23 protein-coding genes are annotated in these 25,534 nt (G+C 30.7%); 13 read left to right on the plus strand and 10 right to left on the minus strand.

Annotated features, from left to right (window positions below):
* Positions 1-352: 352 nt before the first annotated feature.
* From Q1A15_RS19200 to Q1A15_RS19225, 6 genes are all read left to right on the plus strand, one after another.
* Positions 353-1,222, plus strand: coding sequence for a nucleotidyltransferase (locus Q1A15_RS19200; protein ID WP_299627766.1), 870 nt, complete (start codon positions 353-355; stop codon positions 1,220-1,222).
* Positions 1,223-1,397: 175 nt separating this feature from the next.
* The gene (locus tag Q1A15_RS19205; protein ID WP_299627767.1) at positions 1,398-1,697 is read left to right on the plus strand and encodes a hypothetical protein; all 300 of its coding nucleotides are present in this window, start codon (positions 1,398-1,400) and stop codon (positions 1,695-1,697) included.
* Positions 1,690-2,772: a hypothetical protein gene (locus Q1A15_RS19210; protein WP_299627768.1), complete on the plus strand. Its 1,083-nt coding sequence runs from the start codon at positions 1,690-1,692 to the stop codon at positions 2,770-2,772. The genes Q1A15_RS19205 and Q1A15_RS19210 overlap by 8 nt, the downstream gene beginning before the upstream one ends.
* Before the next feature lie 644 nt (positions 2,773-3,416).
* On the plus strand, positions 3,417-3,911 hold the full coding sequence (locus tag Q1A15_RS19215) for a phosphoglycerate mutase family protein (RefSeq protein ID WP_299627769.1): 495 nt from the start codon (positions 3,417-3,419) through the stop codon (positions 3,909-3,911).
* 318 nt (positions 3,912-4,229) lie between these two features.
* Positions 4,230-5,501: a S8 family serine peptidase gene (locus tag Q1A15_RS19220; protein ID WP_299627771.1), complete on the plus strand. Its 1,272-nt coding sequence runs from the start codon at positions 4,230-4,232 to the stop codon at positions 5,499-5,501.
* Positions 5,502-6,101: 600 nt separating this feature from the next.
* Complete coding sequence (locus Q1A15_RS19225; protein WP_299627773.1) at positions 6,102-7,376, plus strand: S8 family serine peptidase; 1,275 nt, start codon at positions 6,102-6,104, stop codon at positions 7,374-7,376.
* Between the two features lie 71 nt (positions 7,377-7,447).
* Here the strand turns inward: Q1A15_RS19225 and Q1A15_RS19230 are convergent, their stop codons facing one another.
* On the minus strand, positions 7,448-7,813 hold the full coding sequence (locus Q1A15_RS19230; protein ID WP_299627775.1) for a hypothetical protein: 366 nt from the start codon (positions 7,811-7,813) through the stop codon (positions 7,448-7,450).
* A gap of 80 nt (positions 7,814-7,893) precedes the next feature.
* On the opposite strand from Q1A15_RS19230, the gene Q1A15_RS19235 reads away from it, so the two are divergent.
* Positions 7,894-8,070, plus strand: a complete 177-nt coding sequence (locus Q1A15_RS19235; protein ID WP_299627777.1) for a hypothetical protein — start codon at positions 7,894-7,896, stop codon at positions 8,068-8,070.
* Positions 8,071-8,354: 284 nt separating this feature from the next.
* Here Q1A15_RS19235 and Q1A15_RS19240 read toward each other — a convergent pair whose 3' ends face one another.
* The 9 genes from Q1A15_RS19240 to Q1A15_RS19280 form a co-directional block, all read right to left on the minus strand.
* Positions 8,355-8,603, minus strand: coding sequence for a hypothetical protein (locus tag Q1A15_RS19240; protein ID WP_299627779.1), 249 nt, complete (start codon positions 8,601-8,603; stop codon positions 8,355-8,357).
* Complete coding sequence (locus Q1A15_RS19245; protein ID WP_299627781.1) at positions 8,593-8,967, minus strand: hypothetical protein; 375 nt, start codon at positions 8,965-8,967, stop codon at positions 8,593-8,595. The genes Q1A15_RS19240 and Q1A15_RS19245 overlap by 11 nt, the downstream gene beginning before the upstream one ends.
* The gene (locus tag Q1A15_RS19250) at positions 8,967-9,302 is read right to left on the minus strand and encodes a hypothetical protein (protein WP_299627783.1); all 336 of its coding nucleotides are present in this window, start codon (positions 9,300-9,302) and stop codon (positions 8,967-8,969) included. The genes Q1A15_RS19245 and Q1A15_RS19250 overlap by 1 nt, the downstream gene beginning before the upstream one ends.
* A 155-nt stretch (positions 9,303-9,457) precedes the next feature.
* A complete protein-coding gene (locus tag Q1A15_RS19255) occupies positions 9,458-10,618 on the minus strand; it encodes a helix-turn-helix domain-containing protein (RefSeq protein ID WP_299627785.1) in 1,161 nt (386 codons plus the stop codon).
* A 182-nt stretch (positions 10,619-10,800) separates the two neighbouring features.
* Positions 10,801-11,835: a UDP-glucose 4-epimerase GalE gene (gene galE / locus Q1A15_RS19260; protein ID WP_299627787.1), complete on the minus strand. Its 1,035-nt coding sequence runs from the start codon at positions 11,833-11,835 to the stop codon at positions 10,801-10,803.
* A 5-nt stretch (positions 11,836-11,840) separates the two neighbouring features.
* Positions 11,841-14,243 (minus strand): hypothetical protein, encoded by a 2,403-nt coding sequence (locus Q1A15_RS19265; protein ID WP_299627789.1) that lies wholly within the window; start codon positions 14,241-14,243, stop codon positions 11,841-11,843.
* 32 nt (positions 14,244-14,275) lie between these two features.
* Positions 14,276-15,850, minus strand: a complete 1,575-nt coding sequence (locus tag Q1A15_RS19270) for an MFS transporter (RefSeq protein WP_299627791.1) — start codon at positions 15,848-15,850, stop codon at positions 14,276-14,278.
* A 176-nt stretch (positions 15,851-16,026) separates the two neighbouring features.
* Positions 16,027-18,018, minus strand: coding sequence for a beta-L-arabinofuranosidase domain-containing protein (locus Q1A15_RS19275; RefSeq protein ID WP_299627793.1), 1,992 nt, complete (start codon positions 18,016-18,018; stop codon positions 16,027-16,029).
* A 73-nt stretch (positions 18,019-18,091) separates the two neighbouring features.
* The gene (locus Q1A15_RS19280; RefSeq protein ID WP_299627795.1) at positions 18,092-19,525 is read right to left on the minus strand and encodes a sulfatase-like hydrolase/transferase; all 1,434 of its coding nucleotides are present in this window, start codon (positions 19,523-19,525) and stop codon (positions 18,092-18,094) included.
* A gap of 269 nt (positions 19,526-19,794) precedes the next feature.
* On the opposite strand from Q1A15_RS19280, the gene Q1A15_RS19285 reads away from it, so the two are divergent.
* The 6 genes from Q1A15_RS19285 to Q1A15_RS19310 are packed head-to-tail and all read left to right on the plus strand — an operon-like array spanning position 19,795 to position 25,531.
* Positions 19,795-20,745, plus strand: a complete 951-nt coding sequence (locus tag Q1A15_RS19285; RefSeq protein ID WP_299627797.1) for a 2-dehydro-3-deoxygalactonokinase — start codon at positions 19,795-19,797, stop codon at positions 20,743-20,745.
* Positions 20,732-21,382, plus strand: coding sequence for a bifunctional 4-hydroxy-2-oxoglutarate aldolase/2-dehydro-3-deoxy-phosphogluconate aldolase (locus Q1A15_RS19290; protein WP_299627798.1), 651 nt, complete (start codon positions 20,732-20,734; stop codon positions 21,380-21,382). Before Q1A15_RS19285 ends, Q1A15_RS19290 begins: the two co-directional genes overlap by 14 nt.
* A 2-nt stretch (positions 21,383-21,384) precedes the next feature.
* A complete protein-coding gene (gene galK / locus Q1A15_RS19295) occupies positions 21,385-22,506 on the plus strand; it encodes a galactokinase (protein ID WP_299627799.1) in 1,122 nt (373 codons plus the stop codon).
* A gap of 2 nt (positions 22,507-22,508) precedes the next feature.
* A complete protein-coding gene (locus Q1A15_RS19300; protein WP_299627801.1) occupies positions 22,509-23,540 on the plus strand; it encodes a UDP-glucose--hexose-1-phosphate uridylyltransferase in 1,032 nt (343 codons plus the stop codon).
* A gap of 6 nt (positions 23,541-23,546) precedes the next feature.
* The gene (locus Q1A15_RS19305) at positions 23,547-24,551 is read left to right on the plus strand and encodes a LacI family DNA-binding transcriptional regulator (protein WP_299627803.1); all 1,005 of its coding nucleotides are present in this window, start codon (positions 23,547-23,549) and stop codon (positions 24,549-24,551) included.
* Positions 24,552-24,553: 2 nt separating this feature from the next.
* Positions 24,554-25,531, plus strand: a complete 978-nt coding sequence (locus Q1A15_RS19310; protein WP_299627805.1) for an aldose epimerase family protein — start codon at positions 24,554-24,556, stop codon at positions 25,529-25,531.
* Positions 25,532-25,534: the final 3 nt, after the last annotated feature.

The raw sequence follows: 25,534 nt of genomic DNA on the forward strand, positions 1-25,534 counted from the left end.
AAAACTTAAAAATATTCATTAAAACGAGATAACTCTTAACTGAGATATCACTTAACCTAACTCTTAATTGAGCTGCGCCCTAAAATAACTCTTAACTGAGCTATATGTCCCTGGGCAAAAGACAGCTAAACTATTAGCTGTCTCCACGGACATGATTAAAAAAACTTAAAAATATTCATTAAAACGAGATAACTCTTAACTGAGATATCACTTAACGTAACTCTTAATTGAGTTGCGCCTCAAAATAACTCTTAACTGAGCTATATGTCCCTGGGCAAAAGACAGCTAAATTATTAGCTGTCTCCACGGACATGATTAAAAACAGAATAATATCTATTAAATAACAAGTAACATGGCAAGAAGCATTAATGAAATCCAAGAAAGCATTCTTGAAAGTATTAATTCAGATACAGAATTAAATGCTTTAGAAGTATTAACAAACAGCGAAAAAAACAATCTTACAAGTGTATCTAAAGTTTCAATATGGAGACTATTTGTCTTTATTATCTCAGTAAGTTTTTGGACTATTGAAAAACTTTTCGACACTTTAAAACAAGAAATCGAAGAACTTTTGTATCTACTAAAACCTCATAAACCAAGTTGGTACAGAAAAAAAGTTTTGGATTTTCAGTTTGGACACGAATTGAACGAAAAAGACACTTATGATAACGATGGTTTAACTGTTAAACAAATCGAAGATGCTAAAGTTGTTAAATATGCAGCTGTAGTAGAAATCAATTCAATTCTTTATGTAAAAGTAGCTGGAGAAGATGAAACCGTTAGAACCAAACTATCATCTGATGAAGAAGCAGCATTAATTCAGTACATAAAATTAATTAGAGATGCTGGTGTTAAAGTTGTATTAATCAACAGAGATGCTGATTTATTAAAATTAGAAATTGACGCTTATTACAATCCTTTAGAAATTGACGCAAGTGGAGCTCGATTAGATGGTTCAGATAATGAACCTCTTCAAAATAAATTAAGACAATACTTAAAAGAATTTGAATTTAACGGTGAACTTGTACTTACGAAATTAACAGATCAACTTCAACAAGTAGACGGTATTGAAATGCCTGTAATTAAAGATGCTTACTACAGGTTTGGTAACCAAGCAGATTGGACCCCTATTAATGAAGTATATCAATCAGATGCTGGTCATATGAAAATAAACACAGAAGATTTAACTATTAATTGGATACCAAGAGATGTCACGCTATAAGATATATGAAACGGATTTTAATAGACAAATAAGTCTATTACTCCCAACATTTAAGAGAAAAACAAAAATTGTTAATTACTTAAAATCTCTCATTAAGCCCCTGGTAGAATTATATCAAACATTTCAAAAATTCAGATCTGAAACCTTATATAAAATTAATCACAACGGACAAGTTGTGTATTTACAAAAGGTTTTAAACGATCGATTTGATAAAACTTTACGACGTATTTACATATCTGATGGATTATTTAACAATCCTACATATGTGTATCCATATGAAGATCAAAAAGATATCTTTTTAAATACACAATATATTTTCAATCAAACAGAATTAGAATTTAAAGATGTTGATTTTGTTGTTGTATTACCATCAGATATTACTGTTTCAGATGAAGAAAATATTAGAATGAGATCATTAATTAACTATTACAAATTAGCTAGTAAAACCTATAAAATAACCACAGAAAATGAATAAACTAGAACTATTTGACGGAGGATTTCCGTTAGCAACAGAAACTTTAGATTTTTTACAAGGTCAGAGTTACATGGCAGCAGGCTTAACTGCTTTAGGTGGAAGTGAAACATATATTCTTTCTGGAGCAGTAACTCAAGGAAGTAATGTAACCAATGGAACAATCGTTTATAAAGGAGAAATTTTACCTTTTACAGGAGGACCAATTCAATCTAATGTTACTATCATAGAAACAAAAGAAGAAGTTACTTATCAAACTGATGCTGATGGAGACGGATTAGGAGATGAAAAATCTGCTTATGTAAGAAGAAGAGCTGAATTTGGGAACTCTGGAGTTGAAACTTTTAGTTTTTCCGAATTAAAACCTTTCATTCAAGGAGTAGCGAATCAAATGTTTACTACATTCTTTAAAGATGTAAGATTACCTTACGTTGGAGCTATTGAAGATATTCCTGAAGGATGGGAATTATGCGAAATCTTATCTGGTCATTTCCCTGTAATATATGATCCTACAAATTCTGATTACAATTTAATTGGAAAAACTGGCGGATCTAATAGTAGAGTTTTAACTCAAGCGCAAATGCCTGCTCATAATCATACAGGAACTACAGCTACTGCAGGTAGTCACTCACATACTGGTAATACAACTACAGCAGGAAGTCATACGCATTCTGGAAGTACTTCTTCAGGAGGAAATCATAGACACACAGGTTCAACATCATATAACGGTAGCCATACACATGGTATTAAAAATGATTACCATAGAACACCTAGGCATACTGATACAAGTGTAGGAGAATGGGGAGGACACAATGCTGGAATTGACCAATACATTCAAACTCAAAGCGCTGGAAATCACAGCCATAGCTTTACCTCAAACTATGCTGGAACACACTCACATACTATATCTACCAGTTCAGCTGGAAATCATACACATAGTGTAAACACAAATGTTACTGGAAATCATAATCACTCTTTTACTACTCAATCAAGAGGAGGAAACCAAGCTTTTGATAACAGACCTCGATATAAAGTAATTGCTTTAATAAAATATGTAGGATTTAGTACCGATTCTTAATTGGATTAATTATGTAAGTTGCCACTAAAAACCGTCTTAAGACGGTTTTTTTTGTACCCTCTATTAAAACTCATTCTATTCTCTTTTTTTGTAGTGACTATTTTTATTACAAAAACTGAATTTTAGTATTGAAATTTTAGAACTAGTAATCTTAAATTCGTGCCACATTTACATTCCCCATGATAAATGTATAAGTAATCGATAATCCCTAACCACTCATTTTTGAGTGGTTTTTATGCTACTAGTTTTACAAAAAACTTCAGCTCGTAAGCAATAGTTAAAATCATTATAATTTCTTATAAACTTCATAAACTATCTTTATTATAAAAGAGAATATTACGTAAATTTATACTTGTAAGTATTAAGTTATACAGTTAATTTTTTGATCAATTATGTATTCTACAAAGCCTCTTCTTTAAGAGGCTTTTATATTTTATAACTAACAATATCTATCTAAATGAAAAACAGTGTTTTTCCCTATAAATAAACCAAGAGTTTATTATACTTTTATAACTCATTATTCCCCCGCGTTCCCTTCCAATCTAAACGCATTTAAGCCTCAATTCTTTGAGGCTTTTTCATTTCTAAAATATAAAGGGAAATCAAATTTGATTTTTTTCATAAAAATCTTGTATTTTAATTTTATGAAAAAACTTACACTTTTAATTTTATTCTTAACTATTAAGATTAGTCTTGTAGCTCAAGAAAATTCAAAAACTAGCACATTTTTCTTTATTCGTCATGCAGAAAAGATTTTAAATATTAAAAATCCTGACCTAACAGAAAAAGGAAAACAAAGAGCTATTAAATGGGCCAATATTTTTCAATACTATAAAATTGATCAAGTATTATCTACGGATTATAAAAGAACAATTCAAACTGCAACACCTATTGCTAAGAGCAATAACTTGAAAATTAAAAAATATCATCCATTTAAATTTAATGTTGAAGAATTTATAGAAAACTCAAAAGGACAAAATATTGTATTTGTTGGTCATAGTAATACTATTCCTGATTTAGTAAATTCATTTATTCAAAAGAAAAAATACAAACAAATTGATGATCTTACTTATGGAAATCTTTATATCGTAACCATAAAAGATAAAAATCGTAGCGATATTATTTTAAACATCAAGTAAAACTACTTCCTTTTAGAAACTTTTTTTATCAAAAACCGCAATCATTAAATTACTAAATAACACCTAAAAACACATTAAAAAATAAATCAAAATCGGTTTTTAAAAATTTTTAAAAATTGCATCTTTTAAGACAATAAAATTTCATTAAAACTAGCGAAATCACTAACGCAACCATGTTGCTTTAAATTTAATTTTCTCCTACAACTAAAACATAACAAACTACACTACAATAATTTAAACCAACTTTAACTCATTTTTTTATTAAAGTGATATTTATAAATTTGACCAATCAAAAAATTTAATTAACCCTTCTAAATCATGAAAAATTTTAGCAAATTTTCGATTGGTGCTATTTTATTTTCGGCACTTTTAATTACTTCTTGTCAGAATGAAAACACTGCTGACAACGACATTCAAACAAACATTGAAGCTACTGGTAATCAAGGAAACATTATTCCTGGACAATACATTGTAGTTTTCAAAGAGTCTTCGGTAACACCTACCTCAAAACTTTTATCTAAAACTCAGTTTACAAACAGAGCCTTAAAAGCAAAATCTGTAGATGACATTTCAGAAAAATCAATTTCTAAAATGAAAACGATTTTATCTGAAAATGGATTAGATCAAACAAACGTTCTAAATTTTTACACAACAAAAATTTCTGGATTAGCAATGAAATTATCTACACAAGAATTTCAGAAGTTATCTGCTGATCCAAATGTAGCTGCTATAGAGCACGACAGAATTGTTGAGTTACCAGATTTTCAAGTAGAAGATGTACAATCTAGAGGTGTATCTCAAAGAATGGCACAACAAACTCCTTGTGGTATTACAAGAGCAGGTGGTTTTGCTAACGGTGCTGGTAAAGATCAGTGGATTTGGATTATCGATAGTGGTATCGATTTAGATCATCCAGATTTAAATGTTGTTACAAATTCTACTTACGCTAGATCTTTTGTTGGTGGTTCAGCTAACGATTGTAACGGACACGGTACTCACGTAGCTGGAACAGCTGCTGCGATTAACAACAATATTGGTGTTGTTGGTGTATCTGCTGGTGCTAGTGTAGTTCCTGTAAGAGTATTTGGTTGTGGAGGTTCTAGTGCTACTTCTACTATTTTAGCTGGAATTAACCACGTAGGTCGTTATGACATCGCTGGTGACATTGCTAACTTAAGTTTAGGTGGATTCTTTGGTTCTGGATGTGGAAGTTCTTCTTCTTATATCAGTGCTATTAGAGGATTAGGAAATGCTGGAACTTTCGTTTCTATTGCTGCTGGAAACAGTGCTGCTAACGCTGCTAACTACGATCCTGCTTGTATTAACGGAACAAACATTTTTACTGTTGCATCTATGACATGTAACCGTGGTTTCTCTTCTTTCCCTAACTATAACATGAATCCTGTTGATGTAATTGCAACTGGAAGTAGTGTAAGAAGTACATACTTAAATGGAGGATATGCTACTTTAAGTGGTACATCTATGGCTGCTCCACACGTAGCTGGTATTATGCATGCTAGAGGTGGTGCTCCAAGAACTTCTGGATCTGTTAGTAACAGAGGTGAAAACTACCCTATCGCTGTACGATAAAATATAGTCTATATTTAAAGACACTATATAATTGTAATTTTTAACCGCTTGTTTTAAACAAGCGGTTTTTCTTTGCTACAATCTTAACACAATTACCTTTTAGATCATCTTCTACATTATATATGTAAAACGAATGTTAACTCTTTATTTCTTCTCTAAGCTTTGAAAAAATAAACATAAGAGCTCAAAAGTATGTATCTATAAACATCGCCAAATTGTATTTTTTAAATTAAAAAGAGTAAATCAGTAATTATTAACCCTATTTTTTAACAAAAAAACAGGAAAAAACCTATTAAATTAACATATGTTAACCTGTAAAAACACATACAATGCAGTTAACAAAAAGTTAATTTATGTTAATTTATGTTAAAAAACATGAAGTAAAAATCGATGTTAAATTTATAAAAAGAAGCTTTCTTTTATTCATCATAAAAATCAAACCCATTGTTTTTACTATCGCAACAATGTTGCTTTAAAGTTTTTTTATTTTTTATGTTTTTTTGAATTTAAAAACTTAAAGGTATTTTAACCTACTTTTTTTTCATGTCTTAATTCCTCAAATTTGACCTGTCAAAAAATTTTAATTAACCCTTCAAAATCATGAAAAATTTCAGTAAATTTTCGATTGGTGCTGTTCTATTTTCAGCACTATTAATGACCTCATGTCAAAGTGAAAACACTAATGACAATGACTTACAAGCAAAAAACATTGAAGCTTCTGGTGAACAAGGAAATATTATTCCTGGTCAGTACATCGTAGTTTTCAAAGAATCGTCTGTAACTCCTACTTCTAAGCTTTTAGCTAGAACTCAATTCACAAACAGATCTTTAAAGGCAAAATCTGTTGATCAAATCTCAGAAAGATCTATTTCTAAAATGAATACGATTTTATTTGATAACGGATTAGATCAAGCTAACGTCCTAAATTATTTCACAACTAAGATTGCTGCGATGGCCGTTAAATTAAACGACCAAGAGTACAAAGCTTTAGCTAAAGATCCTAACATTGATTTTATCGAGCACGATAGAGTTGTAGAGTTAGAAAACTTCCAAATTAATGATGTACAATCTTCTGAGGTATCTCAAAGAATGGCGCAACAAACTCCATGTGGTATTTCAAGAGCTGGTGGGTTTGTAAATGGTGCTGGTAAAGATGCATGGATTTGGGTTGTAGACAGTGGTATTGATTTAGATCACCCAGATTTAAATGTTGTTACAAACTCTACGTATGCTAGATCATTTGTAGGCGGAACTCCAGATGATTGTAACGGACACGGAACACACGTAGCTGGTACTGCTGCTGCTATTAACAACGGTATTGGTGTTGTAGGTGTTTCTGCTGGTGCTAGTGTAGTTCCTGTAAGAGTATTTGGTTGTGGACCATCAAGTGCTACTTCTACTATTTTAGCAGGAATTAATCACGTTGGTAGATACGATTTAGCTGGTGATATTGTTAACTTAAGTTTAGGTGGTTTCTTTGGTTCTGGTTGTTCTACTAGAACTTCTTACAGAAGCGCTGTATTAGCTTTATCTAACGGTGGTTCTTATGTTGCTATCGCTGCTGGAAATAGCGGTGCTGATGCTGCTAATTACGATCCTGCTTGTATTAACGGAAGTAGAATTTATACTGTTGCAAATATGACTTGTAATGGACAATTTGCTGCTACTTCTAACTTTAACATGAATCCTGTTGATGTAATTGCAACTGGTACTAATGTATTATCTACTTGGCCAGGAGGAAGATATGCTACTTTAAGTGGTACTTCTATGGCTGCTCCACACGTTGCTGGTATTATGCACGCAAGAGGTGGTGCTCCAAGAACTTCTGGATCTGTACGTAGTAGAGGTGAAAATTACCCTATAGCTGTAAGATAATATTTCAGCTATATTTCAACTATAATTGTTACTAAAAAAACCACTTGTTTTACTACAAGTGGTTTTGTTTTTTATTTATTGATTGTTATGTAATGTGTAAATCTTTTTCTAGAAATATAACTTTTAACAATACCTACATTAGGATCTTTAAATACATGGTTTTGTTTTAACACAAAGTGCCCAACTCCATTTATGTCTTCAACTCTTACAATTGAGTTATTAGGAATATGCTCTTCTAAAATTTTAAAGGCTTTGACTAATGTTACTTTAAACCCTTTATCGTTTAAATACCACATAATCTCTTTCTCTAAACTTAATTCATTATAATTTTGAAGCTTAAGAGCAATATCTTCAATAGAATCTCCAGTAATCATACTCAAACATGCATGTCCGCATTGCTTTGAAAACAAAGGCTGTTCTACTAATCTCTGATTCATTTTATTTTTTTTGAAAATTGATAGTAACATTTTTATTTCAGATGGAACCTCACTGTAAATAACATATTAAATTAAATATTATGAAGAGAACAATCTCAAATCTAAAAGGTGTAAAAACATTAAATAAAACAGAACAACAAACTATTAATGGTTCTAGAGGTCCACAATCACAATCTGATTTATGTAGACATTTATGCTTCGGAATTGGTTCTGGTCAAGGTGTAATTTTATTTGAAACAGTTTGTAATTGTGACTAATTTAAGATCAAATAAAATAGCTTCTATTTAAAATGATTACTATTAAATCTAGCTTTAAATTTAAATGATTGTTTTTTAAGTAGACATTTTAATGTTTACGCAACTTGATAAGTTATTAAGGCCTCCTAAACAGAGGCCTTTTTATTTTTACACGACTACAAAAGTAGTCATCAAATTTCTTGAAAAAATAGTATTACAACACTTATATCAATCATTGCTTAAAATTTTACAAACATTGTAAAATATAAAAAAAGCCTTACTAGTTTAGTAAGGCCTTTTTAAATTTAGATATCACTTTCATAATATTCTGTTGTAACAAATTTAATTAGCATAGACTTTATTTTTTCTTTTGTGAAAATGTTACGTAATCCCTTTTTATCTAAATTTTCGTTATCAACTTCTACTCTATCTGTAGTTGTTTGATTCAATAAAAGTACTTTTGATGAATACTGATTTTGATGAAACTTAAGAAATTCTATAAATTTTGAATCAGATACGATATTGCTATCAAAAACAAGTTCTTTATAACTCATTACTTAGTTCTTCTTTATACTTTGATAATAATCTTCTAGTTATTCCTAAATTCCCTTTCTCTTTATTTAAAGCTAAATAAATAAAATACTCTCCACTATCTGAAATATTGATAACATGCACCTGATCAGAAAGATTAAATTCTATGTCGTTTAATGTATCAGATATATTTAATATTTCCATAGTTTTTCTTTTAGCATTGATAATCTCAACATTAAATGCAGATGCTAACTCCGGATCAAAACCTTCTACAACAGAATCTGAAACTAAAGATTCTCCAGATGACATTTCAGTTACGCTTACACCTATATATCCTGGAATATTTTCTTTGATGTTACTGATTAGTTTGTTTAATATTACTTCCATTATTTTTTATTTATTTCTCTTTGTACACTTACGCCTAATAAGGCTAAATTGATATTTTTATCAGAAAAAAAACAAAGAATTAATTCTTCTAATTTTACGAGAACAATGTTTTCTTTATTTGATTTCATAACTACTGACTTTAATCCTGATTTTAAAAAATCTTCAAAAAAATGATTTATCATATTTGAAATTGTACCACTGAATGCAATTATTCTGTCTTCTAGTATTTTATCTGTAGTGTCATCTTTTGAGTAAGAATCTATGACTTTACAATTTTTATCAATAAGAAAGACTTTATTCGATTTTGTATTTAATAATAACTCTTCTAAATTCAATGTTATGCTATTTAATTATTTCCAATGCTTGTGAAGTATGAAATCATACTTTTATAATCCTGTGCAAAGTTATGTTTCCACTTAGTTTTGATTCTGGAAATAAGACGTGTAAGAGTTCATAATTCGGAAATATGAACCGAAAACGAAGAGTGAGATTAATCTTTGGAGTTCTTGTATTGAGCTGGAGTCATATTCACATTCTTTTTAAAAGCATTGTAAAAAGTTGTTTTAGAACGAAATCCAGATTCTACACCAATTCCTTCAATAGATAGCGTGCTAGCTTTGCTACTTTTGAGAATTTGTTTTGCTAAAGCAACTCTGTAAGAATTAATATAATTATTGAAGTTTAACGATTTAATGGTATTTACAGCATATGAAATTCTCTTAGGATGAATTTGAATAGCTTCAGCAATATCAATAATGGTTAATGTATCGTTTTTATAACACTCAGAATTCTTAACATAATCATCAAGAATCTCAAAAGTATTTTCAGCTTCATCTTTAGTCATAAAATCTTGTATGTGCTGAGAAGTACTTAAATCTAATTCTGAAGTTTCTTCTAGTTCAATCTCTTGTTTAGCATCAATTATTTTTTTCTCTTTTGAAGTATCATTATCGATCCAAATCAACGCAATTATTTTTTCTTGTTGTATACCTTTAAAAGAAACCCAGTATATTAAAATCACATTTAAAACTGAAATCCATGCATACCAAACATGACTATCTATAAAAAAATTGAAAAAGTTAAGTCCTAAAAAAATAATATTCGTGTAGACAAACCATTTACACCAGTTTAATGTTTTCTTATCTAAAAATGTGTATTGATTTTCAACCTCTTTGGTATGAAAAGTAATTCTTTTCAATATTATAATCATTATATATACTGAATAACACAGTCCTAAAAAGAAGTAGATAATTGCAAAAGAGGAATCTTTTATTTCTAGCTTTTTAGCATAAGGCAATAAAAAAACAAAAGTTGCAGCTATGAATTCAAAAACTCCAGGAATTAATGTCCAATAACTCAAACTTTTATTATTGAATATTGAAATTTTTTCTACATAGATTAATAAAAACGGATAAGCTAAAAAGTGAAAACCTACAGGTAATAATTCTAAATTCGGATTGGTATTTAATATTCCTAAATCGTGTAAAATATTTGGAATTGGTTCTAATGAAAACAAGAAAATAAAAATCCCCAAAAACAATAATGATTTATTTTTTTGAATATGTATTATCATCAATAAAATTGCTAATAACACTCCTTGAACAACACCTAAAGCATCTATAAAACTGATAATACTATTCGATAAATCCATGTATTCTGATTACTTAATGAGTATTCTCATTAATTTTATTTAAAAGTTTACAAAAGTCTCATTTTTAAATTTTAATGACGCTATTGTAATCTCTTTTCTGTTTAAATTTCTGAATTTTGGACTTAAAAACAAAAAGCCTTACTAGATTAGTAAGGCTTTCGTGTTCTCTTAAATGACTTTCTTTATTGTTGCTTTATTATTTCTTCTTTAGATTGCTTTTTTTGCCACTCGTAAGCCGATTTTAAAGCTTCATTTAATGTTTTTTCTGTTTTCCAGTCCAACTCTCTATTTGCTATAGTTGTGTCTGCAAATGCAGCCGTAACATCTCCTTCTCTCCTAGCTACAATTTTGTAATTCAGTTTTAAATCATTTGTTTGCTCAAATGCGTTTATTATTTCAATTACAGAATTTCCTTTTCCTGTACCTATATTGAAATACTCAAAATTTTGCTTATTCTTTTTTTCAATCAATCTTTTAAGCGCTTCAACATGAGCTTTTGCTAAATCAACTACATGAATATAATCACGAATTGGTGTTCCATCTGGTGTATCATAATCGTCACCATAAACAGATAATTGTTCTCTAATTCCTAAGGCAGTTTGAGTAATATAAGGCACTAAATTTTGAGGAACTCCTAATGGTAATTCTCCTATATTTAAACTATCGTGCGCGCCTATTGGATTAAAATATCGTAACGCAATTGCATTTAAACCATTGGCTTTACATGTATCTCTGATGATTTCTTCTCCGATCTGTTTTGTATTTCCGTAAGGAGATTCTGCTGGTTTTATTGGTGCATTTTCAGTTATTGGTAATTCATCTGCTTGACCATATACTGTACATGAAGAACTGAAGATAAAATGATCTATATTTCTATCTCTCATTTCTTGAAGAAGATACACCAAAGCCCCGATATTGTTTTCGTAATAATCTAAAGGTTTTTGTACACTTTCTCCAACAGCTTTAAACGCAGCAAAATGGATGATTCCATCAACTTTTACATTATTGAAAAAGTTTTTCACCTCTTCTTTAACTCGTAAATCTATTTGATGATATTCTGGAGTCTTACCTGTTATTTTTCCAATATTATCTAGTACTTCTATCCTAGAATTTGATAAATCATCTATGATAACAACATCGAACCCTGCGTTCTGTAATTCTACAACTGTATGTGAACCAATAAAACCTAATCCACCAGTAATTAAAATTTTCTTCATTTAAATTATTTTGATGATTTAGAGATTTCTAAAAGTAATACTCCTTTAGATTTCAATTTAAAGTTCCCTCCTATCTCTAATCCGTTTATCATATTTTTTATAGCAATATTTTCTTCACCTTCTAAGCTAACTGTTAAATCTGCTGTGTTTTTTCCTAAATTCACTATTGACATTACATAACCATCTTCATTTTCTTTTTTTACTACTTTCCAAACACAACCTTTCCAATCTGTTCCGTTAGTTTCTGTTACAGATACTTTTCTATCTGTTTTAATTTCTGAAATAGCTAAATCTTTAAACTCATTCAAGCTTGTATTATCTGCATAGATTAATTTTCCTTTACTAGCTAATAATTTTGTAGCACGTGTTTGTCCGTATTCATTTTTAGTCAAGCTCTCTTTAGAGTCAACAAGTATAACTCCACCTTTATCTAAGTAACTTTGTAAAGCTTTAAACTCATTATCGGTTACATATTGCGTTTTATACACTACAATAACATCCCAATTTTTATGATCTTGTTTATTAATGATTTTCTCTGTTGCAAAACCAATATTAACCCCTTCAAAATACAACGATTCGTATAATTTTGATTGCTCCGTCATGTGATGATTTTTATTAATCGCTGAGGTTTCTGAATGAAAAATTCTCAACGGTCTTCTTTGATCTCTTAAAGCTAAAATTTCTTCAGAAAAACTATTTAAATCGTACATCACTTGAGAAACTTCGTTCACCACATGAGGTTGCATATTTGCTGAACCTGCGTATGAACCTGCCAAAGCTGGATCGAAGAAATTCAATTCTCCTTCTAATCTATCTTCTGGAGAACCATCAGCATCTCTAGCCCAGAACCAAGACATACTCGCATCCATTCCATGTAAAGTTGCCAACCAAAAACTACTTCTAACATAATCGATATCTGTATCTAATTCTCTAAACCCAGAAGTTGACAAGAAATGTCCTTCTGAATTAATATGCAGTTTATTTGGTGAAACTGATTCTTGAAAATCGTAAGAATGTGCTAATTCATTCCAATAAAAAGCGTACTTCTTTTCCCATTTTTCTGGTTGTTTGGCTCTGAAATTTCTTCCTCCTGTAATTTTCGCATCATCACCAATCATCGAAGTTAATTCTGTTAATGCTTCATAATCGATTCCATGAGAACGGTGATCGCCGATAAACATTTTGGCCATGATTTTAATATGGGTATCAGCATCTGGATTTACACTACGTAATTCATTCTGTAAAAAAGTAAACCATTCGATACCTCTATCCATATTATAACGACACCAATCGTACCATAATGCCGTTCCACGTTGAGCTGGATCCATAGGAATATCAATAGTAACTTCATTAAAACTTTTAAAACTACTGTTCCAGTTTTTATTGAACTCTTTTAAGTTACCATCGTATTTTTTTTCTAACCAAATTCTAAACTTATTTAAAGTATACGATGAAATTGAATTCATCTCTAAATACTTTTGAGTCCAATGTCCTTTTTCAGAAAACCAATGTGGTTCGTTAGATAAAATGTAACCTAAATCAGTAACTTTTTTCCCTTTTGTTACTTCTCCTGTTTTTTTAATTACTTTACTCCAAACCTCTCTCAACAAAGGATTATCGACATCAAAACCTGTGAATAATGATCTTCCTTTTTCTATTTCAGGTTCTTGCTTTTTCATCCAATCAGGAACGCCCATATTCCAAAGTAACAAGAAACCAATATTAGTATCTGGAACCTCTGTGATATAACTCAATAACGTTTCATCAAAAGTTCCATCTTCGTTTAACATGTACGGATTACTAGGACGATCTTTATTTACATCGTATAAATGACTTCCTGTGTGATAAATTGCACCTAAATGATCGTTATAAATATTTTTATCGGTTAAAGGAGCTCCTACAGTTTTAGAAAAATAATCATGTAAAAAAACAGGTCTTCCATTATTTATCAATTTATTTTTTTCTACTGTAATATTATCCCAAGCGACTTTTTGTGCAGGTTTTCTAGTTACCTTTCCTTTTAAAATATTTTCTAAATCTTCAATTCCTTTATCAAGAATTTGAATTACTTTTTTTCTTTCAAAATCTGGTAAATCTTTAGCTAAAGTTTCTTTATCTGCTTCATATTTTTTATAGTAACCAAATAGTTTTTCGACTGCATCGTAATTTTCTTGATCCCAATTGGCAAACTTTAAAAATTCTTTAGAAAACCATAAAACAGTTTCTTCTCTAGCTACATCTATTGATTTTTTCCTAGCATCATCTGTTAGTTTTTCTAATGTTTTAATCTTCTCTAAAGCTTCGCTTTCTAACTTATTTTTAGGTGTTGTTTTACAACCAAAACATAAAATTGTAAAAACTACTAAACTTAAAACCTTTAGTAGTTTTATTCGGTTTATTAATCTCATTATAACTTGTATTTGTTTTTACATCATCTGAACTAAGCTTTTTCAGACTTCTTCATCAATTTTTGAATTTCTTCGATAGTTAAATTCTTTGTTTCTGGTAAGAATTTATAAAGTATTAAAAGCCCGACCGAAACGATACTTGCATAGAAAATAAAAATCGTGCTTGCTCCCATATTTTGTAATTGCCACGGAAAGAAGAATTGTACAATTGCACTTACTGTACTTGATATTAAAGCAAATAAAGGAATTGCAACTCCTCTTAAAGAAATAGGAAATATTTCTGATAATAATACCCACATTATTGGTCCGATTGAGAAATTAAATGCAGCCACAAAACTTAATATTCCTAATAGAATAAGTAAGGCATTAATATTTGTAGCTTCTTTTAATAATGCTCCAGAATTATCTCTTGCTGAAGTTTCTCCTAATACTTCCTTTATGGCTTCTTTAAACTCAGTATCGCTATTGTATTCTTTCCCAACTAAAACGGAAAGTTTATCGACATCTGGAATATCATTCATTTTACTGATAGCTTCATTCGTAACTTTATAAGTAGCCTGATTGAATCCGAATGCGCAAATTCCTAAACTTAGAATAATCCATATTAATCCTCCAACAACTAGCGGTCTTCTTCCTATTTTATCGATCAATGAAAGCGATAAAACAGTTGCTAATAATCCAATAACTCCTAACCAAATTGCGCTCGCAAAAGCTCCATCTGTTCCTAAACCAAGTTGTTCAAACATTGTAGAAGCATAAGTCATTATCGCATTGATTCCTGTTGATTGTTGAACGATAGCTAAGGTTAATGCTACGATACAAACAACTTTCATTGGTCCACTAAAAATTTCTTTTAATTGTGAAGTAGTTGATTTATTGTTATCTGCATTAGATACACTTTCTTTCATTTCCTGAATATGATCTTCTATTTCATTTTCAGGATATACTTTCGCTAAAGAACTTCTAGCCTCTTCTTCTCTGTTCTTATAAATTAACCAAGCCGGACTTTTAGGAATTATAAATAAAAAAAAGAACCATAACACAGCAGGTAAAATTTCAATTCCTAACATCCAACGCCAACCAGTTTCATCTAGATTAATAGCTGTTACCCAACCTGCATCTGTTCCCATTTGCTGTAAAATCCAGTAATTGATAAAATATGCAGCTGAAAATCCAATTCCAATATTGATTTGTAACATTGAAACTAACTTTCCTCTTTGTTCTGGTGGAGCTATTTCTCCAACATACATAGAAGCTAACGTAATAGAACTAAAAGCTAATCCGCCTAAAAAACGTGCTAAAAATAATGTGGTGAATGATGTTGCTAGTGCAGATCCTATTGCAGAAATTATATACAATAAAGCAATTGTTTTTAATGTAGTTTTTCTACCGTATGCGTTACTAGACCAAGCAGCTAATGGCAATGCAATTAAAACGCCTAAACCTGGGCCAAAACCTATGGCTCCAACTTCCCATTCGTTTAAATTAAATTCAGCAGTAATAAATTTAAATCCTCCTGAAATTAACGCTGCATCTAATCCGAAGACAAAACCACCTAGAGCAACTATTGTTGCATATATAAATACATTTCTCTTATACGATTTCATAAAATCATTTCAAATTAATTTTAGTTTGTTTTCTGATAGATTTCAGAATATTTAGTTTCAAACTATTTTAAGTTTTTAAGAATAATAGCAGCCTTACAGTACAAACTCTCTTGCATTATACTTCTATAAAATTTAATACGTAAAACTGCTAATCTTACATGGGGATTATAAAATTATTACCAAACAACAGGCATAAAGACTGTCATTTCAGCTTGTCCTCTATTACTCCATGCGAAATAAGGAACAAGATTCGTTTTATAAGAATTCCACTGAGGAGCTTTTACTGTTTTGTACATTGAATTTGGATTATCACTACGTAACATTAATTCACTATTAATTGTAGTAACTCCACCTAAAAAATCTGGTTTAAATTCTGCTTCTAAAGCTTCTTTTCCGTTGATGTAAACATCTAAAATATTTGTATCCTTTGGTAAATCTGGAGATTCAACACAATATACAACCGGACCTCTTTTTACAGCAACCTGATTTCTTACCTCTTCAATACGTGGATGACCTTCTACAAAGTGAGTTTCCATAGGTAAGTTTATTGTAATTACATCTCCTGCATTCCATTCTCTGTTTAAAATTGCATAAGTACCAGAAATAATTTCTGCAGTAACTGTTTCTCCGTTAATAGAAATTGAAGCATTATTTACCCATTCTGGTATACGAACTAATATTTCAAATGCATCTGATTTACATTCATCTATTGTTAGATTGATGCTTCCTTCCCAAGGATAATTGGTTTCTTGAGTTACTTTTATCGAAGAACCGTCAAGTAATTTTGTATCTAAAACACTACTTCCGAAAAGATTTACTACTAATCCGTTTTCTGATAAATTATATGCCCATTCTGAAACTCTAGCAATTGTACGTACTAAGTTAGGCGGACAACAAAAACATTCTAAATATGGTTTTCTTTCTGGAGTTTCTGTTACATCTTTATGTGCATCGTAATCTCTAGTATTGTTTACCATTCGTAATGGATTTGCATAGAAATACTCTTTTCCTGATAAACTAATTCCAGAAAGCGCGCTGTTGTACATTACCAACTCTATAATATCTGCATATTTAGATTCTCCTTTAACTCCTAACATTCGATAACTAAACATGGCATTACAAAGATTTGCGCAAGTTTCGTTGTATGCTGTCATATTAGGCATCATATAATCATCAATAAAACCTTCTTCGATCATATCTCTGTTCTTTGATGCTCCATAATGTGTTTGTCCGACTGCTCCAGTTACATACATTTTCTTCTGAGTTACACTTTCCCAAAGTCTATCTAAAGCATCCAGTAATGCTTGCTCACCAGTTTCCGCATAAACATCTGTAGCTCCTGCATAATAATACAAAGCCAATACAGCGTGTCCAACAGGTTCTGTTGCATCACGAAGAGCAGTTCGCTCTTGCACCATATCTCCAATAGGATATCCTTCTGTTGTAGAATGATGTGCTACTTCGTATTTACCTCTATTGTTTATAAAACGTTCTGCTAGTTCTAAATACTTTTTATCACCAACAGTTCTATATAATTTTACCAATCCCATAATTTGAGTTTGATTAAAACCAAAACGGCCATAATGTTTGGTTTCAGGCATAAAAATGGTGTGTAATAAATCGGCATGTTTTATAGCAATATCCAAGAAATTTCTTTTTCCCGTAATTGTATAATGTGCACAAGCACTCAACAATAAATGCCCTGTGTTATACATTTCGTGATACTTTCTATTTTCGTAACGATCTGCATCTTCTCTTAGTTGGATTTGAGTTTGCAGATATCCGTCTTCTTCTTGTGCTTTTCCAATGATACTGATATACTCGTCAAGTTTTTCTAAGATCTTTTCATCTTTATTATGTCCGTAAACATAAATTTGCGCTTCCATGTATTTGTAAAAATCGCCATCGTGCCAATACATCCCTTTATGCTCTCCTGTTTTTTCTCCAGCAGCAATCTTAAAATTATTTAAAGCGTGACCTATATCTCCGCATAATACATCTCCCATATAAGGAACCATAATATCTTCACAAAGCTTGAATTTATCTGCCCAAAAACCTGTGGTCCATTGACAATCTCCTAACTTAATTCCTTTAAACTTTGTATGAGTTGCAAATGCTTCTTTATTTGATGAAACCTGATCTTCTATACTTGTTGATTCTGTTATCATTATCTGCTATATTTTTATAAACATGTTGAATTTATCAGAGAAAACTTCAACATTAATTCTTTGATTCAGTTATTTAATTTTTGATAGATTTTTTACTCTTGAAATCTGAAGTTTTTTCTTCTTTCTTCCAATAGTCATCCATTCTATCAATATCGTATTTCTCATAACTCTTTTTCAACATCCATCTTGGTCGTTCTAAAGTTAATTCCCACTCGAATAACTCTTTATACATTTCACGAAACAATTCTGGGTGTTCACTAGAAACATCGTATAATTCTTTTTCATCTTCTACAATATTAAACAACATCGCTGGACGATCTGGAAATCGTATTAGTTTAAAGTCTCCTTTACGAATTGCTCCTCTTCCGTCTTTTCTCCAAAACAAAGTTTTATGAGGTCTTTTCGTATTCTGTCCCTTGATATAAGGAAGTAAGCTTACTCCGTCAATATCTTTAATCTTTGATACATCACCTCCACCAACTTCATAAAAAGTTGGTAATAAATCGAAAGTACTAATCGGATATTTATAACTTGAGCTTACTTTATTTTTCTTCGGAAGCTTTAAAAGAAAAGGCACTCGAATACCGCCTTCTAAATGATTTGATTTTGTTCCACTAAGCGGATAATTTACTGAAGCATTTTTATCTGAAGGTCCGCCATTATCATTTGTAAAAACAATTAACGTGTTATCATCTAAACCTAACTCTTTTAATTTATCCATAATTCGACCACAAGCTCTATCTAAAGCTAAAGTCATTGCTGCAACTTCTTTTCGCTTTCCTTTTAATTTCGGAAACTTTTCTAAGTCTTCTTTTTTAGCATCCATTGGTGTATGCACAGCATTAAAAGAAACAAATGCAAAAAAAGGTTTCGATTTATTTTTCTCTATAAACTTTATCGTTTCATCAGCTAAAAAATCAGTCAGATACCCATTATGCTCCTGATAATTTTCAAATCCTTTTTCTAACCAATTCAATTTATCTTTTGGTAATTTCTTGTACGCAAAATAATCTCTTGCTCCTCCTCTAAATCCATAAAACTCATCGAATCCTCTTCGAGTAGGATGAAAACGATCTGCACCTCCAACATGCCACTTTCCATAAAAACCTGTTACATAACCCAAACTCTGCATGTAATCTCCCATGGTTTTTTCTTCTAAAGACAATCCCATTTCTGCATTATCTTGAGCAGAAACTTTACTCATATATCCTGGCACATTGTTTTCTTCGTAACCAAAACGTTGTTGATACTTCCCTGTTAACAAACCGGCTCTAGACGGACCACAAGTTGGGTCTGTAACATAAGCTTGTTTAAACTGAATACTTTCTTTTGCCAACTTATCTAAGCTAGGAGTCAACATTTCTTTACTTCCTTGAAATCCGAAATCGTGATATCCAGCATCGTCTGCAAAAAGTAATATAATATTAGGTTTATCTTGAGCTTTAACAACAGCGGTTATCTGAATTGTAATTAACAAGAAAAGTATTTGTAAATGTTTTTTACTCATTATTCCGTTTTTATAAAACATACAATCACCAAATTTAGAATTTAAGCAACCATATTTATTAGTTAATTTTATCGCAACCTTATTATATTTTACCCTCTTTTACCTACTTTTCACAAATAAGTAGGTAAAATATTGTTATTAACAGGTAATATACACTTCTATCTCTTGCTTCATTTTTTATTGTTTTGTTGAGGTTATCCTTAACCGTATTTACATGATTACAAAATCTTGTACAATAAACTAAAGCTCCAAACATAAAGTTGAACAATATGAAATCTAAATATTTTATTAGCTGTGATTGGGGAACTACTAATTTCAGATTACGTGTAATTGAAACAGAAACTTTATCTATTCTTGAAGAAAGAACTTCGAATCTCGGTATTCGAGATTTATATGAATCATTTAAAACTTCTTCAACAGTAACACAGGTTGATTTTTTCTCTGAGCATTTGAAAGAAGAAATTTTAAAACTCTCACAAAAATATCAAAATGAAATTATTGTAATTGCTGGAATGGCTTCTTCTAATATTGGAATGAAAAATTTGCCTTATGCTGATTTTCCTTTTCATGTTAATGGAAGCAATTTAAATGCTGAAAATCTGGAGACTTCAAACGGATTAAAAATCATTTTAATTTCTGGAGTAAAAAACAATTCTGGAATGATGCGCGGTGAAGAAATTCAGGCTATTGGATTATCAGAATATTTAGCATATGTAGAAAAAGGTATTCTTTTATTACCAGGCACACACAGCAAACATATTAGTTTTTCAAATCAGTTTTTTACAGATCTTAAAAACTTTATGACTGGTGAATTATTCGAAGTGATTGCTAACAACAGCATTTTAGCTAATTCTGTTATTAAAAGTCCTTGGAATTCTGAAAGAAAACAAGCTTTTAAAAATGGTGTTTCCGTAGGCATTAAAAACGAATTAGCATCAAATTTATTTAGTGTTCGAGTTAATGATGTACTTGAAAACAAGAATAAAAAAGATAATTATTATTACCTGAGCGGAATGCTTATAGGTGACGAGCTGCGTTATTTACAAAATACTGACACAAAAATATTTCTAGCAGCTTCAAATCCTATTTTTGAAATGTATAGAACTGCTCTTGAAACTATTATTCCCGAAAATCAACTTGTGCTTTTAGATGATTTAGCATTAAAAAATGCGCTTTTAATAGGACAGAAAAAAATACTCACGTTACATGACACAAAATAATTCATCTTTCTCTTGGGATCTATTTAATGAAGGTCCCGTAGTTGGAATCGTAAGAGGATTATCAAAAGAAATCACTCTGAATATTGCTAAAACTCTTTTAGAAGCAGAGTTCTATACACTTGAAGTTACTATGAATACAGAAGGTGCTTTGGAACTAATAAATGAATTAGCTAAACAGTTCCCTAAATTGAATATCGGTGCTGGAACTGTATGCACTTTAGACGATTGTAAAAACGCTATTAAAGCTGGTGCTCAATTTATTGTTACTCCTATAATAGATGAAGACGTTATTACATATTGTGTTTCAGAAAACATTCCTGTTTTTCCTGGAGCTTATACTCCAACAGAAATTTATAAAGCTTGGTCTTTAGGTGCTTCTGCTGTAAAAGTATTTCCAGCAACTCAGTTAGGTTCAAAGTATATTAAAGATGTTTTAGCTCCTCTTAATGAAGTAAAATTACTTCCTACTGGAGGAGTTTCTAAAGATAATATTACTTCATTTTTTAACGCTGGCGCTGTAGGTGTTGGTATGGGAAGTTCATTACTTCATAAAGAACATATAGCTGCACAAAATTTCACTGCTTTAAAAGAGCATTTTGTAGCTATCAAACAAGAAATTCAAGATTATACACAATGAATATGAATCCGAATTTAAAATATGATGTTGTTATAGAATCTCCAGGAAGAATTAACCTTATTGGAGAACATGTTGATTACAGTGGAGGTCATGTTTTACCAGCATCAATTGATAAAAAAATAACGCTTCGTTTCCGCAGAAATAATAGTGAAACTTGTAAGGTTTATTCTGAAAATTTTAAAAATCATTTTGAAATTAATTTGAATGATTTGAAAAGAAGTGAAATTGAATGGCATAATTATATTATTGGTGTAATTTTTCATATTAATGTTTTAAAACCAAATTCTATAAAAGGGTTTGATTGTAATATTTACAGTAATCTTCCTTTAGGTTCTGGTGTAAGTTCTTCTGCTGCTTTAGAATGTGGCGTTGCTAAAGGATTAAATGAATTGTTTGATATCGGACTTACTGATCTTGAAATTATTAATATTTCTAAAGATGCTGAACACACATTCGTGGGAACTAAATGCGGAATTATGGATCAATTCGCTGTAGTAAAAGGAGCTGAAGATCATTTACTTTTATTGAATTGCGAAACACTTGAACATGAACTAATTCCTGCTGATTTTGGTGATTATCGAATTATCTTACTGAACACGAATGTTTCTCATAATTTGGCTACAAGCGAATATAATATTCGACGTGATGAATGTAGCACCGCTTTAGAAGCTATCAATAAAAAATATCCGCAATACACATTGTTAGCACAAGTAAGTCCGGAAATTATTCAAGAATTTGAAAATATTCTTCCTCTTAAAATTTTTAATCGTGCTTTGTATATCACTAAAGAAAACAGGCGAACACTTTATGCTGTTGAATGTTTAAAAAACAAAGACATTATTGGTTTTGGAGAATGGGTATACAAATCGCATCGAGGTCTTACAAATTTATTTGAAGTAAGTTGTGAGGAGCTAGATTTTCTGGTTGATTTTACTCACAATTTAGATTATGTAGTTGGTGCTAGAATGATGGGCGGAGGTTTTGGTGGTTGTACCATAAACATTATCCATAAAGATTATTGTGAAGAATTCATCAATATTATTTCACCAGCTTACCAAGAGAAATTCAATATTAATCTTACTCCAATTACTGTTGCTATTGGCAACGGGGTTTCAAAAATTTAATTATGGAATTTAATGCAAAGTCACACAGACGATATAACATATTAACTGGAGAATGGATTTTAGTTTCTCCGCATAGAACAAAACGACCATGGCAAGGAAAAAAAGACAAACCTGTAGTTATAGAAAAGGTTTCGTATGATCCTAATTGTTATTTATGTCCAGGAAATACAAGAGCAAATGGAAGTATAAATCCTAATTACGAAAGCACATATAGTTTTGTAAATGATTATGCAGCTTTAGTTGAAAATCAAGAGCACGAAACTTACACTAACGGATTACTAAAAGCGGAAAGTGAAGAAGGAATTTGTAAAGTAATTTGTTTTTCTTCAGATCATTCTTTAACATTACCATTAATGTCTGTTTCAGCAATTACAGATGTAATTACTTTATGGCAAAAAGAATATGGTGAATTGGGAAAAAAACCGAATATCAATCATGTTCAAATTTTTGAAAATAAAGGCGCAATTATGGGATGTAGTAATCCTCATCCACATGGTCAAATTTGGGCTCAGTTTTCTATTCCAGAAGTTGTTTTGAAAAAGCAATTTCATCAACTTAAGTATTGGAACGAAAATAGCAGCAGTTTACTTGCAGACTATATTCAACAAGAACTAGCATTAGATGAACGTGTTATTTTAAAAAACGAACATTTTATTGCTTTGGTTCCATACTGGGCTACATGGCCGTACGAAGTTATAATTGCTCCAATCAAACAATTTCAACATATCGGACAATTAAATGAAGAAGAAAAAACAGCTTTTGCAGAAATCATAAAACAGTTAACAACGAAATACGATAATCTGTTTAAAACTTCGTTTCCTTATTCTTCAGGAATACATCAAAGCCCGACAGATAAAAAACATCCAGAATGGCATTTTCATATGTCTTTTTATCCGCCATTATTAAGATCAGCAGAAGTGAAAAAATTTATGGTTGGTTACGAAATGTTTGCCAATGCACAACGAGATATTACTGCTGAACAAGCCGCTGACACTTTAAAAAAATTAGATCTTAAACATTATAGTCTTGTATAAATTGTAATGAAAAGTAACGTCACTTTAAAAGACATCGCGAAACTTTTAAACGTTTCTACTTCAACAGTTTCTAAAGCTTTAAACAACAGCTATGAGATTAGTGAAGAAACTACAAAAAAAGTAAAAGAATTAGCTTCGAACTTAAACTACATTCCCAATGATGTGGCTCGAAGTTTAAAATCTAATGTTACGAAAAGAATCGGTGTTATTGTTCCTAATGTATTAGATGATTTTTTTGCTAAAATTATTCACGCCATTGAACGAGAAGCTAATCAATTCAATTATAAACTTATTATTTGTTTATCGAATGACGTACTTAATAAAGAAGCTGATTCTGTTTCATTTTTACTCAATGGAAGTGTAGATGGTATTCTTATTTCTCTTGCGGAAGAGACTCAAAATAAAAACAACTTTACCCATTTTAAAAACTTAACGCGTCGTAATTTTCCTTTGGTAATGTTCGATCGTGTTTCTGAAGAAATTAACTGTGATAAAGTAACTGTTAATGACTTTGAAGCTACCTACGATGCTGTAAAATATTTAATTCAAAGAAATCATAAACACATCGCTTTCTTGTCTACAATTACTACTACTAGTGTTGGTGAATTAAGAACCCAAGGATATTGTAAAGCGTTAAAAGACGAACTTTTTGCAACTCCTAATTTGATAAACATTACAGATTATAACGAGTTTGAAAGTAAGTTAACAATAGCTTTACAACAACATAAAATTGATGCTTTAATTACTGCTGATCAACTTTCCGCGATTTGTGCTATTAACATTATTCAGAAAAAAGGATTACATGTTCCAAATGATATTTCAGTTATTGGTTTTACTGATGGTTCTATTCCTAAATACACATTACCTTCGCTAACTACAATTAATCAGAAACCCGAAGAAATGGGGAAATTAGCGTTCAAAACTTTAATGAAACGTATCGAGAATAAAAACCGAACCGTTAAGAACTTAGTTATTGAAACAGAATTAGTAAAAAGAGCATCGACCAACTAATTATGAATACTTATATTTTAAAGAACAAAAATAATCTTGAATTAGAGATTAGTACGCTAGGTGCAACAATTCTAAGTCTAAAAGTTCCTGATAAAAACAATAAGCTTGTTAATGTAGTAGTCGGACTTAGTTCTAGTGATGATTATAGTGCTGAACATTATTTACAAAACTATCTTTATTTAGGTACAACTGTTGGCAGATATGCTGGTCGAATTTCTAAATCTAAACTTCATTTTGGAACTGAAAAATATCCAATTCACACTATAGATGGAGTGCATTTACATGGTGGAAAAATTGGTTTTGATAAGAAAATTTGGAAAGTAGAAAACATTACAAACAGCGAAAATTCTTCGATAACATTATCGTATTTAAGTAAACATTTAGAAGAAGGTTATCCAGGTAATTTGAATGTTACAGTTACTTATACTCTTACAGAAAATAATGAACTTAAGATTATTTATACTGCAACTACAGATCAAACTACACATGTAAATCTTACCAATCACGCTTATTTTAATTTGAATGGAAAACAATCTATTTTAGATCACGAATTATTTATTGACAGTGATTTCTATTTAGATGTTGATGATCAATTAATTCCTTCAGGAAGAAAAAACCCTGTTAAAGAAACTTGCTATGATTTTACCGAAAAATCTAAAATTGGAAGCACTAATCTTCAAGGTTTAGATGATACTTTTATTTTAAACAAAAATCATCGTAACGCAGAAATAAGTTCTGAAACATCTGGAATTTACATGGAAGTTTTCACTAATCAACCTGCGATTGTGGTGTACACTCCAAGAAGATTTGACGGATTAACTTTTAAAGAAAATGCTATTTACAGTGATTTTCCAGCAATTTGTTTTGAAACTCAACATTATCCAGATGCGCCTAATAATCCTGATTTCCCCTCTACACTATTACAACCTGATGAGGTTTACACGAATGAAACTACTTTTAAATTTTCAGTTTTAAAATAATTC

Source organism: uncultured Tenacibaculum sp., from assembly GCF_947495995.1.
Lineage (GTDB): Bacteria > Bacteroidota > Bacteroidia > Flavobacteriales > Flavobacteriaceae > Polaribacter.

What these genes read in the sequence shown, in the direction of transcription:
- Q1A15_RS19225 (WP_299627773.1), top strand. Translation starts at nt 6,102, where the DNA reads ATGAAAAATTTCAGTAAATTTTCGATTGGTGCTGTTCTATTTTCAGCA.
- Q1A15_RS19230 (WP_299627775.1), bottom strand. Translation starts at nt 7,813, where the DNA reads ATGAATCAGAGATTAGTAGAACAGCCTTTGTTTTCAAAGCAATGCGGA.
- Q1A15_RS19210 (WP_299627768.1), top strand. Translation starts at nt 1,690, where the DNA reads ATGAATAAACTAGAACTATTTGACGGAGGATTTCCGTTAGCAACAGAA.
- Q1A15_RS19310 (WP_299627805.1), top strand. Translation starts at nt 24,554, where the DNA reads ATGAATACTTATATTTTAAAGAACAAAAATAATCTTGAATTAGAGATT.
- Q1A15_RS19280 (WP_299627795.1), bottom strand. Translation starts at nt 19,525, where the DNA reads ATGAGTAAAAAACATTTACAAATACTTTTCTTGTTAATTACAATTCAG.
- Q1A15_RS19270 (WP_299627791.1), bottom strand. Translation starts at nt 15,850, where the DNA reads ATGAAATCGTATAAGAGAAATGTATTTATATATGCAACAATAGTTGCT.
- galE (WP_299627787.1), bottom strand. Translation starts at nt 11,835, where the DNA reads ATGAAGAAAATTTTAATTACTGGTGGATTAGGTTTTATTGGTTCACAT.
- galK (WP_299627799.1), top strand. Translation starts at nt 21,385, where the DNA reads ATGAATCCGAATTTAAAATATGATGTTGTTATAGAATCTCCAGGAAGA.
- Q1A15_RS19220 (WP_299627771.1), top strand. Translation starts at nt 4,230, where the DNA reads ATGAAAAATTTTAGCAAATTTTCGATTGGTGCTATTTTATTTTCGGCA.
- Q1A15_RS19290 (WP_299627798.1), top strand. Translation starts at nt 20,732, where the DNA reads ATGACACAAAATAATTCATCTTTCTCTTGGGATCTATTTAATGAAGGT.
- Q1A15_RS19305 (WP_299627803.1), top strand. Translation starts at nt 23,547, where the DNA reads ATGAAAAGTAACGTCACTTTAAAAGACATCGCGAAACTTTTAAACGTT.
- Q1A15_RS19245 (WP_299627781.1), bottom strand. Translation starts at nt 8,967, where the DNA reads ATGGAAGTAATATTAAACAAACTAATCAGTAACATCAAAGAAAATATT.
- Q1A15_RS19215 (WP_299627769.1), top strand. Translation starts at nt 3,417, where the DNA reads ATGAAAAAACTTACACTTTTAATTTTATTCTTAACTATTAAGATTAGT.
- Q1A15_RS19285 (WP_299627797.1), top strand. Translation starts at nt 19,795, where the DNA reads ATGAAATCTAAATATTTTATTAGCTGTGATTGGGGAACTACTAATTTC.
- Q1A15_RS19265 (WP_299627789.1), bottom strand. Translation starts at nt 14,243, where the DNA reads ATGAGATTAATAAACCGAATAAAACTACTAAAGGTTTTAAGTTTAGTA.
- Q1A15_RS19235 (WP_299627777.1), top strand. Translation starts at nt 7,894, where the DNA reads ATGAAGAGAACAATCTCAAATCTAAAAGGTGTAAAAACATTAAATAAA.
- Q1A15_RS19275 (WP_299627793.1), bottom strand. Translation starts at nt 18,018, where the DNA reads ATGATAACAGAATCAACAAGTATAGAAGATCAGGTTTCATCAAATAAA.
- Q1A15_RS19240 (WP_299627779.1), bottom strand. Translation starts at nt 8,603, where the DNA reads ATGAGTTATAAAGAACTTGTTTTTGATAGCAATATCGTATCTGATTCA.
- Q1A15_RS19255 (WP_299627785.1), bottom strand. Translation starts at nt 10,618, where the DNA reads ATGGATTTATCGAATAGTATTATCAGTTTTATAGATGCTTTAGGTGTT.
- Q1A15_RS19300 (WP_299627801.1), top strand. Translation starts at nt 22,509, where the DNA reads ATGGAATTTAATGCAAAGTCACACAGACGATATAACATATTAACTGGA.
- Q1A15_RS19200 (WP_299627766.1), top strand. Translation starts at nt 353, where the DNA reads ATGGCAAGAAGCATTAATGAAATCCAAGAAAGCATTCTTGAAAGTATT.